This is a genomic window from Blastococcus sp. VKM Ac-2987 (assembly GCF_026967805.1).
Classification (GTDB): domain Bacteria; phylum Actinomycetota; class Actinomycetes; order Mycobacteriales; family Geodermatophilaceae; genus Blastococcus.
Map to the genome: position 1 here is coordinate 485348 of NZ_JAPVBG010000003.1, position 14802 is coordinate 500149.

Below are 14802 nucleotides of genomic sequence, written 5' to 3' on the forward strand. Positions count from 1 at the left end.
GGACGGGGCGCATCCCGCGGGGCCGGGCAGCCGCACCGGCTGCCCGGCCCCGCGTCATCCCACCCGCGAGGAGGCGTCATGGTCGACGACGACGACAAGGTCCTGGTGGAGCGCCGCGGCGCCGTCCAGGTGATCACCATCAACCGGCCGTCCGCGCGCAATGCCCTCGACGGCGACGTCGCCCGGGCGGTCGCGGCCGCGGTCGACGAGCTCGACGCCGACGGCGACCTGCGGGCGGGGGTGCTCACCGGTGCGGGGGGCACCTTCTCGTCCGGCATGGACCTCAAGGCATTCCTGCGCGGCGAGAGCCCGTCGATCGAGGGCCGGGGGCTGTGCGGCATCACCCGCACGCCGCCGCGCAAGCCCCTGGTCGCCGCCGTCGAGGGCTGGGCCCTGGCCGGCGGTTTCGAGCTCGTCCTCGCCTGCGACCTGGTGGTCGCCGGCCGCGGGGCCCGGTTCGGGGTGCCGGAGGTGAAGCGCTCGCTGGTCGCGGCCGGCGGGGCCGCGCTGCTCCTCCCGCAGCGGGTGCCGCGCGCCGTCGCGCTGGAGCTGCTGCTGACCGGTGAGCCGATCGACGCCGAGCGCGCGGCGGCGGTCGGCCTGGTGAACCGGGTGGTCGACGAGGGGGCCGCGGTGGAGGCGGCCGTCGTCCTGGCCGAGGTGATCGCCGCCAACGGCCCGCTGGCGGTCGCCGCCACCAAGCAGGTCGTGCTCGCCGCACCCTCGTGGCCGGCGGAGGAGGCGTGGGAGCGCCAGGAGCAGGTCGTCCGCCCGGTGTTCGGCTCCGAGGACGCCCGGGAGGGCTCGACCGCCTTCGCCGAACGCCGTCCACCGGTGTGGCGCGGCCGCTGACCGCGTGACTGGCTGCACACCGCGCAAGATTGCACTGTGTGCAAGAAAAGTGCTCTAGTAGGCGCGTGACCGGACCCGGCCTGCGCGCGCGCAAGAAGCAGGACACCCGCGCGGCGCTGGCCGCGGCCACCCTGGAGCTCGCCGCCGAGCACGGGCTGGCCGCGGTCACCGTCGAGCAGATCGCCGCCCGCGCCGGGGTGTCCTACCGGACGTTCTTCAACTACTTCTCCGGCAAGGAGGAGGCGCTGCTGCGCCCCGGCGGCGCCGGGCCGGGCACCTTCGGCCCGCGGCTGCTCGGCCAGGACCCGGCCCTCCCGGTGCTCGCCGCCGCCCGTGCGGCGCTGCACGAGGAGCTCGCGGTCCTGGAGTCCGACCGGGCCGCCTGGCAGCTGCGGCTCACCCTCATCGCCGACGACGAGGCCCTGCTCCCGCGGCTGGTCGAGCTCGGGGCCACCGGCGAGCGCGAGATGACCGCGGCCGTCGCCGCGCGCACCGGGCAGGACGCCGAGCGGGACCTCTACCCGGCGCTGGTGGGGGCCGTCCTCGGCTGCGCCGTCCGCGTCACCCTCGCCCGCTGGCACCGCCTCGAGGGGCGCGCACCGCTCCCGCGGCTGCTCGACGAGGCCCTCGACGCCCTCGCCGCCGGGCTGCCCGACCCCGCCTCCCCGAGCTGAGCCGCGGGCACGGCGCCGCCGTGTCCGCCCCTGTCGTCCGCCCCTTCCCGAGGAGAACCGTGTCCACCACTGCCGAGCCCGCCGCCACCGCGGCGGGGCCGGACGGGACGGCGCTCGCGCCGTTGTCCCGGCGCGAGGTCCTGCAGGCGCTGTCCGGCCTGTTCATGGGCATGTTCGTGGCCATCCTGGCCGCGACGATCGTGTCCAACGCCCTGCCGGTCATCATCCCCGAGATCGGTGGCAGCCAGTCGGTCTACACCTGGGTGATCACCGCCGAGCTGCTCGCGATGACGGCCACCGTGCCGCTGTGGGGCAAGCTGGCCGACCTGGTCAGCCAGAAGCTGCTGCTCCAGCTGTCCTTCGCGCTCTTCGTCGCCGGCTCGCTGCTGGCCGGGTTCGCCCAGGACACCACGATGCTGATCATCGCCCGGGCGCTGCAGGGCATGGGCGCCGGCGGCCTCACCGCGCTGGTGCAGATCGTGATGGCGGCGATGATCCCGCCGCGGGAGCTGGGCCGCTACGCCGGCGTCTTCGGCGCCATCTTCGCCGTCGCGACCGTCGGCGGGCCGCTGATCGGCGGGGTCGTCGTGGACACCTCCTGGCTGGGGTGGCGCTGGTGCTTCCTGCTGGGCGTGCCGTTCACGCTGCTGGCGATGGTGCTCGTGCAGCGCACGCTCAAGCTGCCCGCGGTCGCCCGCCGCGACGTCTCGATCGACTGGCTCGGCGCCCTGCTGCTCACCGGCGGGGTGAGCCTGCTGCTCGTCTGGGTCACCTTCGCCGGAGACCGGTTCGCCTGGCTGTCGGGAAAGACCGCGCTCATGGTCGGGGGCTCCGTGCTGCTGCTCGCGCTCGCCGTGCTGGTGGAGACGCGGGTGCCCGAGCCGATCATCCCGCTCGCCATCTTCCGCAGCCGGACGGTCACCCTGTCCGTCGTCGCGAGCGCCCTCGTCGGCGTCGCGATGTTCGGCGGCACGGTGTTCCTGGCGCAGTACCTGCAGATCGCGCAGGGTTACTCGCCGACCGAGGCCGGCATGCTCACCCTGCCGCTCGTCGGTGGCCTCCTGGTGTCGTCGACGGTGGCCGGCGCCCTGATCACGAAGACCGGCCGGTGGAAGGGCTGGCTCGTCGGCGGCGCGACCTTGATGACGATCGGCTTCGGGCTGTTCTCGACCATCGACGCGCAGACGTCGCCGTGGCTGCTCGGCGTCTTCATGGTGGTCCTGGGCGCCGGGGTCGGCGCGCTCATGCAGAACCTCGTGCTCGCCGCCCAGAACGACGTCCCGGCCCAGCAGCTCGGCGCGGCCACCTCGGTGGTCTCCTTCTTCCGCAGCCTCGGCGGCACCATCGGCGTCAGCGCGCTCGGCGCCCTGCTGGCCGGGCGGGTGACCGAGGACCTCCGCGTCCTGGGCACCGCGGGCGGGTCGGAGGCCGGCGCCGTCCCCGACGTCTCGCTGCTGCCCGAGCCGGTGCGGGCGGTGGTGGAGAACGCCTACGGCGACGCGACGGCGGAGCTGTTCCTCATCGCCACGCCGCTGGCGGCGCTCGCCCTGGTCACCGTCCTGTTCATCAGGGAGCGGGCGCTCAAGACGACGTCGGGCAGCCAGCGGCTGGCCGAGGAACGGGCCGGTGTGCCGCCGCACTGAGGCGCCATGCCAGGCATACCGGGGCGGTCCGCGTCGTTGCCCAGGACGTGGATCGCCCCGCTCTCCGCCTGCTCCTCCTCGGTGACTCCCTCGCCTTCGGCACCGGCGCCGCCCGCCCCTCCGACGCCCTCGGACCCCGGCTCACCCGTGCGCTGGCCGACGACGGGTTCGACGTCGACCTGCACGTCCTCGCCGTCCCCGGCGCCGTCTCGGCCGGCCTGACCGACCAGGTCCGCCGGGCGCTGCCGCTGTCGGCCGACCTCGCCGTCGTCGTCGTCGGCGCCAACGACCTTGCCCGGTTCGTGCCGGCCGAGCAGGCCGCGACCGCCCTCTCGGCCGCGGTGACCACGCTGCGGGCCGCCGGCACCGACGTGGTGGTCGTCCCGGCGCCGGACATGTCGATGGTGCCGTTCGTGCCGCCGGCGCTGCGGATGCTGGTCCGGGGGGCCTGCGCGGTGCTCCAGCAGCGGCAGGCGCAGGTGGCCACCAGCGGCGGCGCGACGGTCGCGCTGGTCGCCGCCGAGGTGGCCCGCGCGTTCGCGGCCGACCCGGGGCTCTTCTCCGCGGACCGGTTCCACCCGTCCTCGGCCGGCTACGCGCGCATCGCCGAGCTGCTCGCGCCCGCCGTGCTGGCCGCGGCCCGCACCCGGCGGGACGACGCCGCGGCGTGACCGCTCACGCGGGCGCCGGGGTGCGCAGCAACCGGGCCGACAGCGGCTCCACGAAGCGGGTGAGCACCGGGCCGGTCACCGCGAGCACCAGCACGTAACCCGTCGCCACGGGGCCCACGGCCGGGATCCCGGCGGTGACCGCCAACCCGGCGATCACGATGGAGAACTCGCCGCGGGCGACCAGGGCGGTGCCGGCGCGCAGCCGGCCCGGGACGGCCACCCCGTCCCGCTTCGCGGCGAACCAGCCGGTGCCGATCTTCGTGACGGTGGTGACCGCGGCCAGCGCCAGCGCGGCGGGCAGCACCGGCAGGATGGCCCCCGGATCGGTGGCCAGGCCGAACGCGACGAAGAAGGTGGCGGCGAACAGGTCGCGCAGCGGGCCGAGGATCGCCCGCGCGCGCTCGGCGAAGGACGCCGGCAGCGCCAGCCCGACCAGGAACGCACCGACCGCCGCCGAGGCGCCCATCGCCTGCGCGGCACCGGCGACCAGCAGGGTCAGCCCGATCAGCCGGAGCATCACCTGCTCGTCGTCGTCGTGGGTGAGCAGCCGGCCCAGCCGGTGCCCGTGCCGCTGCGCGGCCAGGAGCACCAGCAGGACCGCCCCCACTGCCAGCGCGATGCCGCCGGCGGCCTGCGCCGGCCCCTCGCCGGCCAGCGCCACGACGAGCAGCGGCAGGAAGAGCGCCATCGCGAGGTCCTCGAGCACCAGCACCGAGAGCACCGCCGGTGTCTCCCGGTTGGCCAGCCGGCCCAGGTCGCCGAGCAACCGCGCGATGATCCCCGACGACGAGATGTAGGTGACCCCGCCCAGCGCCAGGGCACCCTCCCAGGACAGCCCCAGGAGCAGCCCGGCGACGAAGCCGGGTGGGCCGTTGAGCACCAGGTCCACCAGCCCCGACGGCGCGTGCCGGCGGAACGACGCGAACAGCTCGGTGGCGGAGAACTCCAGGCCGAGGGTCAGCAGCAGGAGGACGACGCCGATCTCCGCGGCCGCCTCCAGGAACGGCGCGGCGTTCTCCACCGGCACCAGCCCACCCTCGCCGAGGGCCAGCGCGGCCAGCAGGATGAACGGGACGGGGGAGAGGCCCAGCCGCCGGGCCAGCAGCCCGAGGAGCGAGAGGCCGAGGAAGAGCAGGCCCAGTTCGACCAGCAGGGCGGCGACGTGGTCCACCGCGGACCTAGACCTGGCCGGCGATCCGCCGGTCCAGCTGCTCCAGACCGGCCGCGGAGCCGATGACGACCAGCACGTCGCCGGCGAAGAGCGCGTCGGCGGGAGCGGGGGAGGGGACGACGTCGGCGCCGCGCACGATGGCCACCACCGAGCAGCCGGTCACCGTGCGGGCCCGCGTGTCGCCCAGGGTCCGGCCGGCGAAGGGGGAGCCCTCCCGGACGGTGATCCGGGCCGACTCGAGCCCGGGGACCTCGCGGGAGAGGTCGGCGAACCGCTGGGTCAGGCGGGGGGCGCCCAGCACCTCGGCCAGGGCGTCGACCTCCTCCGGGTCGAGCCGGAACGTCTCCCGCGCGCGGTCGGGGTCGCGCCGGTCGAACACCGCGATCTCCGCGCCGCCCTCGCGCTGCACGACGATGCCGAGCAGCTGACCCGACCGGGTCCTCATCTGGTAGCGCACGCCGACGCCGGGCAGCAGGGTCTCCTCGAGCTCCACGCCCGGCATCGTCGCAGACCCGCCGTCAGCCCAGCCGGTCCGCCAGCAGCTCGGCGAGGTGGCGGCCGCGCCGGTCGGTGAGCTGGTCGAGCTGGGTGCGGCAGGAGAACCCGTCGGCGAGGACGACGGCGTCGGGCGCGAGGTCCCGCACCGCGGGCAGCAGCTGCTGCTCGGCGATGGCCACCGAGACGTCGTGGTGCCCCTTCTCCACCCCCCAGTTGCCGGCCAGCCCGCAGCAGCCGCCCAGCCGGGTCACGGTGGCACCGGCCTGCTGGAGGAGGCGGGCGTCGGCCGCCCAGCCCAGCACCGACGTGTGGTGGCAGTGCGGCTGCGCGACGACCTCGACCCCGGCCAGCGACGGCGGGGTCCAGCCCGGGGTGTCGCGGAGCAGCTCGGCCAGCGTGCGGGTGGCGGCGGCGACCTGCTCGGCCTCCGGACCCCCCACCAGCTCCAGCGCCTCGCTGCGCAGCACGGCGGTGCAGGAGGGCTCGATGCCGACGACGGGCACCCCGGCGGCGGCCAGCGGCGCCAGGGCGCGCACGGTGTGGCCGAGGATGCGCTTCCCCGCGTCGAGCTGACCGGTGGTGATCCAGGTGAGCCCGCAGCAGGTGTCGGCGCCGGGCACCTCCACGCGGTAGCCGGCGGCCGTGAGCACGCGGGCCGTGGCGACGGCGACCTCGGGGGCGAAGTGGTCGGTGAACGAGTCCACCCACAGCGCCACCCGCGGGCCGCCGTCCGGGCCGGGCAGCCCCTCGGCCGCCCACTGCCGGCGGAACGTGCGGGGGGCGAAGGCCGGCACCTCGCGGCGCTGGTCCATCCCCGCGCCCCACTTCGCCAGCCGGCCGCCGAGCGTCGAGCCCAGGACGCCGTTCACCAGCCGGGGTGCGCGGGCGGCGAGGTCGGCCCAGCGCGGCAGCCAGCCGAGCGTGTAGTGGGCGCGGGGCCGCAGCCGGCGCCGGTAGGACTGGTGCAGCACCTCGGCCTTGTAGGAGGCCATGTCGACCCCGGTCGGGCAGTCCGACGAGCAGCCCTTGCAGGACAGGCACAGGTCCAGCGCCTCGTGCACCTCCGGCGCCCGCCAGTCCTTCACCGGGCCGCCGGGGGCCACCATCTCCTGCAGCACGCGGGCCCGCCCGCGGGTGGTGTCCTTCTCCTCCCGGGTCGCGGGCCAGGACGGGCACATCACCGCGCCGGTGGACTGCAGGTCGGCGCGGCACTTGCCGACGCCGGTGCAGCGGTGCACGGCCGCGGAGAAGTCGCCGCCGTCGTGCCGGTAGGCCAGCGCCAGGTTCTCCCGCACGCGCGGGGCGACGGCCATCCGCACGTCGTCCTCGACCGGAACCGGGCGGACGAGCACCCCGGGGTTGAGCAGGTCGTCGGGGTCGAACACCGCCTTCACCCGCTCGAAGAGGGACAGGGCGGCGGGGGAGTACATGAGCGGCAGCAGCGCGCTGCGCGCCCGGCCGTCGCCGTGCTCGCCGGACAGCGAGCCGCCGTAGCCGGCGACCAGCCGCGCGGCGTCCTCGACGAACGCCCGGTAGGCGCTGCGCCCGCCGTCGTCGCCGGCCCCGAAGGGGAAGTCGATGCGCACGTGCACGCAGCCGTCGCCGAAGTGCCCGTAGGGCACGCCCTGCAGCCCGTGGCCGTCGAGCAGCGCCTCGAACCCGCGCAGGTAGTCGCCGAGCCGCTCGACGGGGACGGCAGCGTCCTCCCAGCCGGCGTGCGCGGGCCGCCCGTCGGAGGTGCGCGCCGCCAGACCCGCGCCGTCCTCGCGGATCCGCCAGATCGCGGCCGCCTCTGCCGGGTCGGTGACGACCAGGGAGTCCAGGGCGCCGGCGTCGGCGAGCACCCCGCGGGCCTTGTCCTGCACCTCGGCCACGGTGTCCCCGGTGAGCTCCACGATCAGCCAGCCGTCGCCGCGCGGCAGGTCCGGCACGGTGGCGGCCGGCACGTCGCGCAGCCGCTGCACGATCCGCTGGTCCAGCCCCTCGACCGCGGTGGGCTCGTGCGGGAGCAGTCCGGGGGTGGCGTCTGCGGCGTCGGCCATCGAGGGGTAGCCGAGGACGACCAGCCCGCGGACCGGGGCGTCGGCGACCAGCCGCACCGTGGCGCCCAGGACGACGGCGAGGGTGCCCTCGCTGCCGACGAGCGCCCGGGCGACGTCGAAGCCGCGCTCGGGCAGCAGGTGCTCCAGCGAGTAGCCCGACACCTGCCGGCCGAAGCGGCCGAACTCGGTGCGGATCGTCGCGAGCTCCGCGCCGACCAGGCGGTGCAGATCGGCGAGGACGCCATCCCGGGGCGTGGTGCCCGGGCCGACCGTCAGCCGGGCGCCGGTGCCGGTGACCACGTCGAGGGCCACCACGTTGTCCGAGGTGCGGCCGTAGCCGAGCGCCCGGGAACCGCAGGCGTTGTTGCCGATCATCCCGCCGACCGTGCACCGGTTGTGCGTGCTCGGGTCGGGCCCGAAGCGCAGGCCGTGCGGGCGGGCGGCCGTCTGCAGCGCCGCCTGGACCACCCCGGGGTCGACCGTGGCGGTCCGGGCCCCCGGGTCGACGGCGCGCACCCGGTTCAGGTACCGGCTGGTGTCCAGCACGACGCCCGGGCCCACGGCGTTGCCGGCGATCGACGTGCCCGCGCCGCGCGGGGTCAGCGGGACGCCCAGCGACCGGCACACCTCGAGCGCGGCGACGATCTCGTCGGGGTCGCGCGGGCGGACCACCGCGCGCGGCAGGACGCGGTAGAGCGAGGCGTCGGAGGAGTAGAGGGCCCGGGCCAGCCCGGAGTCGTCGACGTCGCCGATCCCGGCGCGGCGGAGTTCCTCGGCGACCGCCCGGCCGTCGTCGGTGCGCGTCGTCGGGTTCGCGGCCGGTGCGCTCATGCCGCCGAGTCTGGTCCCCGTCCCCCGCGCGGGCACGCCCGGGTGGTCCGGGAACGGCCGTGGCCGGGCACCGGTGGTGCCCGGCCACGGCCGGAGGTGGCGCAGGGAGGTCAGGACGTCGGCGGCTCGTCCTCGCCCGACTCCTCGGCCTCGTCGGCCTCCTCCTTGGTCTTGTGCACCGCGCCGTCGGCGTGCTCGGGCGGGCCGTAGACCGTGTAGAGGACCAGCGGGTTCTGGCCGGTGTTGAGGAAGTTGTGCTTCGTGCCGGCCGGGACGACGACCAGGTCGCCCTGGGCGACGTTCTTCTCGGAGCCGGAGATGACGGCCTTCCCGATGCCGCTGACGAAGGTGAGGATCTGGTCGATGTCCTCGTGCGTCTCCTCGCCGATCTCCCCGCCCGGCGGGATCGTCATGATCACCAGCTGGGTGTTCTTGCCGGTCCAGAGCACCCGGCGGAAATCGGGGCTCTTCTCGGCCTCGGTGGCGATCGTGTAGTGGATGACGGACGCCATGGACGGCGCTCCTCTCGTCTCGGGTGGACTGGTGCGGTCGGCCTCCCCGCGGCAGCGGGGCCGACCGGCGACGCCGCTGCTCCTGCCCTGTTCGGCCCGGGAGTAGTCGTGATCACCCGGCGGGGTGGCTCACGCTCCCGCGGCGGGGACCGCGCCCGGGCCGGCCTGGACCGGGACCCGCCGGGCCCGGCGGAGCCGCACCACGCCGGTGACGACGAGAGCCCCCGCGACGAGCATCGCGGTGCCCGCCAGGGCCACGAGGGACAGCCGGCCGGAGGCGGCCAGCGCCGCGACGACGGCGGCCTCCGCGGCGGCGGCCGTCCACACGGCGACCGTCGCGAGCCGGTCGGCGGTGGCGATGCCGGAGAAGAGCAGCAGCTGGGCGAGGGCGAGCAGGGTGCCCAGCGCGGCGAAGACCCAGACGGCCGACCCGAGCGTGCCGGCGTAGGCGGCGCCGCCGATCAGCGGCAGCGCGGCGCCGCCCAGGACGGCCGCGCCCAGCGTGAGCACCGCGCCCAGGCCGGCCACCGCCGCCAGGGCCCACGGCAGCGCCCGCTGCCGTCCGGCGGCGTCGGCCAGCCGGGGCAGCAGCACCACCCCGACGCCCTGCGGCAGCCAGAACGCCACCTTGGTCACGATGGCCGCCACCGCGTACTCGCCGCTGGCCGCGGCCGGCAGGTGGTGCCGGGCCAGGAGCACGTCGAGGTTCATCAGGACGACGAAGCCCAGGAGGGCGCCGGCCGCGCGGGCCGAGGCGGCCGGGGCGCCGCCCAGCCGTCCGGCGAGGCCCGGGCGGCCGGCGCCCACCCACCCGGCCAGCGCGCCGACGGACGCGCCCAGGGTCATCCCGGCCAGCGCCGCGGCCGGCGTGCTCCCCAGCAGCAGCCCGGCCAGGCCACCGGCCACCTTGGCGACGCCGAAGCCGACGGTGACCACCGCCAGCCGCCGGTAGCGGCCCGACCCCTGCAGCAGCCCCTGGTACCCCTGCACGAGCGTGTGGGGGAGCAGCATCGCCACGAGCCACAGCAGCCCGGCCGCGCCCGGGAGGTGCAGGGCGGCGCGGACCGGCGCGGCGGCCAGCAGCCCGGCGGCGCACACTGCGAGCCCGACCACCCACGCGGTGGCGTGCAGGCGCGCCAGGGTGCCCGGTGCCGCCGGCCGGCCCCCGAGGAGGAGCGCCGCCGCCGTCTGGACGCCGGTCGCCGGCACCGAGCCGACGAGCAGCAGGCTGAGCAGGGCGGCGAGCTCGCCGTAGGCGGCCGGGGCGAGGCCGCGGGCGGCCGCCACGGTGAAGACGTAGCTCAGCGCGTTCACGCCGAGGAACGCGACCGACACCACGGCCGCGGAGGCGAGGAACCGGCCGGACGTCCCCGGCGCGACGGAGGACGTCCCCGCCGGGGTCAGCGGTTCGGCCACGGTCAGGTCCTACTCTTCCGTCGTCGGTCGGCTCCGCCGTGCCACCGGAGGGCAGGGAGGTGCCGATGGACGCGACGGTCGCGCCCGCCCGCCCGGACGCCGACCGGTGGACGCGTCCCGACCCGGCGCCGTGGCCGGCCCGCCTGCTCGCCGCGGCGGTGGCGCTGCTGGTCACCGCGCCCGCGCTCGCGCCCGGCTTCGTGCTGCTGCGGGACATGGTGTTCGTCCCGCGCCAGGACCTCGACCTCGACGCCCTGGGGCTGGGCGGCACGCTGCCGCGTGCGGTCCCGGTCGACGCGGTCATGGGGCTGCTCACCGCCGTCGTCCCCGGGGACCTGGTGCAGAAGCTGGTCCTGCTCGGCATCGTGTACTTCGCCGTTCTCGGGGCGGCCCGACTCGTGCCGGCCGGCCCGGACGGCCGGCGGGGCGCAGCGGGCCTGGTCGCCGGCCTGGTCTACGGCTGGAGCCCGTACCTGGCCGAGCGCCTGCTCATGGGCCACTGGACGCTGCTGCTCGGCTTCGCCGCGCTGCCCTGGGTCGCGCGGGCCGCGTTCCGGCTGCGCGCCGGCGAGCCGCGGGCGCTCGCCCGGCTGGTGCTCTGCGCCGCGCCGGCCGCGCTCTCGCCGACCGGCGCGCTGCTGGCCGCGGGCGTCGTGGTCGCCGTGCTCCGTGGGCGCCGGCTGCTCCTGGCGTGCGCGGCGCTGCTCCTGCTGGCGCTCCCGTGGCTCGTCGCCGGCCTCCTGCACCCGTCCGGCGGGGCCTCCGACCCGGCCGGCGTGGCCGCCTTCGCGGCCCGGGCGGAGGGCTGGGGAGGCACCGTCCTCTCGGTGCTGGGCACCGGCGGCATCTGGAACGCCGACGCGGCCCCGGCGAGCCGGTCCTCGCCCGCGGCGCCGCTGCTGGCCCTCGCCGTCGGAGGGCTCGCCGCCGTCGGCTGGCGGGTGCTGCTGCGGCGCGGCGCCGGGCGAGGGCTGCTGCTGCTCGGCGCCGTCGGCCTGGCGCTGGCCTGCGCCGCCGCGGCGCCGGCCGCGGCCGGGCTGCTCGAACTCCTCGTCCGGGAGGTGCCCGGGGCGGGCCTGCTCCGGGACGGTCAGAAGTGGGCGGCCTGGTGGGCGCTCGCCCTGGCCGTGGGCGCCGGCGCGGGTGCCCGCGAGCTGGCCCACCGGGCGGGGGAGCGGGGCGGGGCCTCGGCCGGTCGTGCCGTGCTCGCCGCCGCGCTGCTGCTCCCCGTGGTGGCGCTGCCCGACCTCGCCTGGGGCGTGGCGGGCCGGCTCGAGCCGGTCGGCTACCCGGCGGACTGGCAGCGGGTCCGGGACCTGCTCGCGGCCGACGAGCGCCCCGGTGACGTGCTGGTGCTGCCCTTCGGGGCCTACCGCGCCTTCGGCTGGAACGACGGCCGGACGCTCTACGACCCGGCCTCGCGCTGGCTCGACCGGCCGACGGTGGCCGACGACGCGCTGGTCGTCGACGGGCGTGCGGTGCCCGGCGAGGACCTCCGGGCGCGGACGGCGGGCGCGGCGGTCGACGACCCGCCGCGGCTGGCCGCTCTCGGCATCGGCTGGGTGCTGGTCGAGCAGGGCACGCCCGGACCACCCGTGCCCGGCGCGATCGGTGCGCTGCCCGTCGTCCACGAGGGGCCGGCGCTCACGCTGCACCGCGTCCCCGGAGCCGTGGACGGGCCGCGCCCGCACCCCGTCCGGGTGACCGCGGTGACCCTGGCTCACGCGGGTGCGCTGGGCATCGTCGGGGGAGCGGCGTTGTGGATCATGGCCGGGGCGTCTACGGTTACGCGCCGTCGTCCCCCTCTACGAAAGCGGGTACCGGGATGAAGTCGCTCACGGGTGCGCTGGTCGCCCTGCTCGTCGGTGCCGGGCTCGGCATCGCCGTCGTCGCCGGCATCTCCGCCGTCGCCGACCCCGACCGCACCGCCACGCAGGGGAACGACACCCCCATCGACGTCCTGGACTACGGCTCCCGCAGCTGAGCCGCCCGCGGCCGTGTCCAGCACGGCCGCGAACGTGGCCACGCCGGCCGGCCACGTGAGCGACGCCGCGTACCGCGCTGCCGCCCGGCCCATCGCGGTCCGGGCGGCATCGTCGTGCAGCAGGCCGTCCACGGCCTCGGTCAGCCCGTCCAGGTCCTCGACCAGGATGCCGGTCCGGCCGTCGAGCACCGACTCGCGCAGGCCACCCGCCGAGCGGTAGCCCACCGTCGGCACCTCGTGGCCGCCCGCCTCGCTCACCACGAGGCCCCAGCCCTCCTTCACCGAGGGGCACAGGTGGACCCACGACCGCGCCAGCAGCTCGTGCTTCTCCCGCTCCCCGACGTAGCCGTGGAAGTCCACCCGCCCGGTGATCCCGAGCCGGTCCGCCTCCTCGCGCAGGCGCTCCTCCCACCAGCCCTCGCCGACCACCGAGAGCCGCAGCCCCGGCCACCGGCCGCGCAGCCGGGCCACCACCTCGAGTGCGTGCTCCACCTGCTTGTGCGGCACCAGCCGGCCCAGCACCACCAGCCGCGGCGCCGCCGACCGCGGGACGTCGACGGCCGGCGGGGCGTCCAGCCCGTTCGGCACGATCGTCGTGCGCGCCGGGTCGACGCCCAGCGACGCGAGCTCCTCGGCGGTCGCTCCGGAGACCGTGACGTACCGGCTGCGCCGGTAGAGCCGGGGGGCGAGCACCGACTCGATCCACCAGCCCAGCGCGCCGGCCCTCGGCCCGAACACGATCGGCCACTGCTCCCGGTGGACGTGGTGGACGAGGACCACGACGGCGCCGCGGGTGACCAGCCGGCTGAAGAACGGCAGCCCGTTCTGGACGTCGACGACGACCCGCGGCCGGGACCGCAGGACGTGCAGCATGGCCCGGGGGTAGACGCCCAGCCGACCGCCCCGGCGCACGATCCGGACGCCCCGGAGGACCTCGTCGGCCGGGGCGCGGTCGTGGGCGGCGCAGAACAGCACGACGCGCAGCCCGCGGGCCGCCATCCCCTCGGCCATGCGGTGCACGTAGCGCTCGGACCCGCCGCCCTCGGGGTGCGAGGCGTCGCGCCAGCTCAGGAAGAGGACATCGATCGGCGCTGACCGAATGGGCATCGCGGCAGAGTACCTGCCGGTAAACCCCCTTCCGCCGTCGTCACCCGTTCGTGAGTGCGCGGGAAATGCGTCGTCCGCCGGCGCAGTGCCGCTGCTCGCCCGCCGCCCGCCCCGTCCGGGGTCCGGAGACCCCGACCGCCGTCGTCACCAGGTGTTTCACCGTCGGCCCGGCTGAGGAGCACGAGCGGGGTCGGGTCGGTACCCGCTGTTACCGTCCGGGCCCGGAAATACCCCGGTGGTGCACCGGCCGGCTGGTACGTCGCTGTACCGGCCATTCCCGGCGTCGTCCGGAACGCCGGTCACACGGTCGTGGTACGGGTACGTACCGAGCTGTTCCCTGTCGGCCTACCGGCCAGTAGGGTGTCGACGCCGCGACGCCACCGGAGCCGTCGCGCTGACCTGAGGAGCCCCCCGCATGCGTGGTCGCGCCGTCAGTTTGAGCTTGATCGGCCTGGGCGCCTTCCTCCTCGCCGCAGCTGTCGCCGTGCGCCTGGTCCTGGCCCCGGACCTGGTCAAGCTCCCGCTGGACCAGACCGCCGAGCCCACCGCCGTCGCGAGCGACCTGAGCTGGTTCAGCCTCGCGGACATGGAGCAGGTCGAGGGCGGCACGGGCACCGTGGCGCAGCGGGTGCAGGGCGACCCCGCCGACGAGGCGGCGGGCGACGACGTCGCGGTCTGGCACGTCGGCACGGTCATCAGCGACAGCGAGGGCAACCAGGTCAACATCGGCGAGTACACCGCCTGCCTGGACCGGAAGACCGCCGAGGGGCTCTCCGACTGCAACACGGCCAACATCGACGGCGACTACGCCGCGGAGCCGCAGGGCCTGACGGTGACCTTCCCCTTCGGCACCGAGAAGCGGGACTACGACGTCTTCAACCCGACCACCGGCGAGACCTTCCCGGCCCGCTACGTGGGCGAGGAGGAGCTCGGCGGGCTCACCGTCTACCGGTTCGAGCAGCAGATCCCCGAGACCGTCGTGCGCACCGAGCGGGTACCCGGCGCGCTCGCCGGGTCCCCGGACGAGGCCAGCGTCGAGGCGGACTTCGTCTACTCCAACACCCGCACGCTCTGGGTGGAGCCGGACAGCGGCGTCGTCGTGACCGCCGAGGAGCAGCCCGACACCGTCGTCACCGGGCCCGACGGCACCCGTGGCGTCACCTGGTTCGCCGCCGACGTGGCCGCCACCGACGAGACGATCGCCGCCGGCGTCGAGCGGGCCGAGGACACCCGCTCGCAGATCATGTGGGTCGAGGTCTACGGCCCGATCGCGCTCGCCGTCCTCGGCCTCGTGCTGCTGATCGCCGGGGCGGTCCTCGGGCTGCGGCCCCGGCGGGAGCCGCAGCACCGGTACGAGCCGGTCGAGGAGCAGTCCCACCCGGTGGCCGAGGTCCGCTGACC

Annotated in this window: 12 protein-coding genes; 6 read left to right on the top strand and 6 right to left on the bottom strand. The window is 76.5% G+C overall.

From position 1 onward, the window contains the following. Positions 1–78: 78 nt before the first annotated feature. From O2W17_RS17585 to O2W17_RS17600, 4 genes are all read left to right on the top strand, one after another. Entirely contained in the window at positions 79–852 is a 774-nt protein-coding gene (locus O2W17_RS17585) for a crotonase/enoyl-CoA hydratase family protein (RefSeq protein WP_269193740.1), read from the top strand. Between the two features lie 65 nt (positions 853–917). After that, positions 918–1526: an acyl-CoA-like ligand-binding transcription factor gene (locus O2W17_RS17590; RefSeq protein ID WP_269193741.1), complete on the top strand. Its 609-nt coding sequence runs from the start codon at positions 918–920 to the stop codon at positions 1524–1526. A gap of 59 nt (positions 1527–1585) precedes the next feature. Then, positions 1586–3169, top strand: a complete 1584-nt coding sequence (locus O2W17_RS17595; RefSeq protein WP_269193742.1) for an MDR family MFS transporter — start codon at positions 1586–1588, stop codon at positions 3167–3169. A gap of 47 nt (positions 3170–3216) precedes the next feature. Further along, the gene (locus O2W17_RS17600) at positions 3217–3840 is read left to right on the top strand and encodes a GDSL-type esterase/lipase family protein (RefSeq protein WP_269193743.1); all 624 of its coding nucleotides are present in this window, start codon (positions 3217–3219) and stop codon (positions 3838–3840) included. Positions 3841–3844: 4 nt separating this feature from the next. On the opposite strand, the gene O2W17_RS17605 is transcribed toward O2W17_RS17600, so the two are convergent. The 5 genes from O2W17_RS17605 to O2W17_RS17625 all read right to left on the bottom strand — a co-directional run bounded on the left by O2W17_RS17605 (position 3845) and on the right by O2W17_RS17625 (position 10310). Next, positions 3845–5011 carry a cation:proton antiporter gene (locus O2W17_RS17605; protein ID WP_269193744.1) on the bottom strand — a complete coding sequence of 389 codons (1167 nt, stop codon included), beginning with the start codon at positions 5009–5011 and terminating at the stop codon, positions 3845–3847. 7 nt (positions 5012–5018) lie between these two features. After that, on the bottom strand, positions 5019–5504 hold the full coding sequence (locus O2W17_RS17610) for a cation:proton antiporter regulatory subunit (RefSeq protein WP_163202673.1): 486 nt from the start codon (positions 5502–5504) through the stop codon (positions 5019–5021). 25 nt (positions 5505–5529) lie between these two features. Next, entirely contained in the window at positions 5530–8382 is a 2853-nt protein-coding gene (locus O2W17_RS17615; protein ID WP_269193745.1) for an FAD-binding and (Fe-S)-binding domain-containing protein, read from the bottom strand. 110 nt (positions 8383–8492) lie between these two features. Beyond that, the gene (locus O2W17_RS17620) at positions 8493–8894 is read right to left on the bottom strand and encodes a cupin domain-containing protein (RefSeq protein ID WP_269193746.1); all 402 of its coding nucleotides are present in this window, start codon (positions 8892–8894) and stop codon (positions 8493–8495) included. A gap of 129 nt (positions 8895–9023) precedes the next feature. Then, positions 9024–10310, bottom strand: coding sequence for a hypothetical protein (locus O2W17_RS17625; RefSeq protein ID WP_269193747.1), 1287 nt, complete (start codon positions 10308–10310; stop codon positions 9024–9026). Between the two features lie 65 nt (positions 10311–10375). Here O2W17_RS17625 and O2W17_RS17630 point away from each other — a divergent pair, with 65 nt between their 5' ends. Then, positions 10376–12139, top strand: coding sequence for a hypothetical protein (locus tag O2W17_RS17630; protein ID WP_269193748.1), 1764 nt, complete (start codon positions 10376–10378; stop codon positions 12137–12139). Here the strand turns inward: O2W17_RS17630 and O2W17_RS17635 are convergent. Beyond that, on the bottom strand, positions 12031–13401 hold the full coding sequence (locus tag O2W17_RS17635) for a glycosyltransferase family 4 protein (protein ID WP_269193749.1): 1371 nt from the start codon (positions 13399–13401) through the stop codon (positions 12031–12033). The genes O2W17_RS17630 and O2W17_RS17635 overlap by 109 nt on opposite strands. A 415-nt stretch (positions 13402–13816) precedes the next feature. On the opposite strand from O2W17_RS17635, the gene O2W17_RS17640 reads away from it, so the two are divergent. Further along, entirely contained in the window at positions 13817–14800 is a 984-nt protein-coding gene (locus O2W17_RS17640; RefSeq protein WP_269193750.1) for a DUF3068 domain-containing protein, read from the top strand. The last annotated feature ends 2 nt before the right edge of the window (positions 14801–14802 follow it).

What these genes read in the sequence shown, in the direction of transcription:
- O2W17_RS17585 (WP_269193740.1), top strand. Translation starts at nt 79, where the DNA reads ATGGTCGACGACGACGACAAGGTCCTGGTGGAGCGCCGCGGCGCCGTC.
- O2W17_RS17615 (WP_269193745.1), bottom strand. Translation starts at nt 8,382, where the DNA reads ATGAGCGCACCGGCCGCGAACCCGACGACGCGCACCGACGACGGCCGG.
- O2W17_RS17620 (WP_269193746.1), bottom strand. Translation starts at nt 8,894, where the DNA reads ATGGCGTCCGTCATCCACTACACGATCGCCACCGAGGCCGAGAAGAGC.
- O2W17_RS17630 (WP_269193748.1), top strand. Translation starts at nt 10,376, where the DNA reads ATGGACGCGACGGTCGCGCCCGCCCGCCCGGACGCCGACCGGTGGACG.
- O2W17_RS17635 (WP_269193749.1), bottom strand. Translation starts at nt 13,401, where the DNA reads ATGCCCATTCGGTCAGCGCCGATCGATGTCCTCTTCCTGAGCTGGCGC.
- O2W17_RS17640 (WP_269193750.1), top strand. Translation starts at nt 13,817, where the DNA reads ATGCGTGGTCGCGCCGTCAGTTTGAGCTTGATCGGCCTGGGCGCCTTC.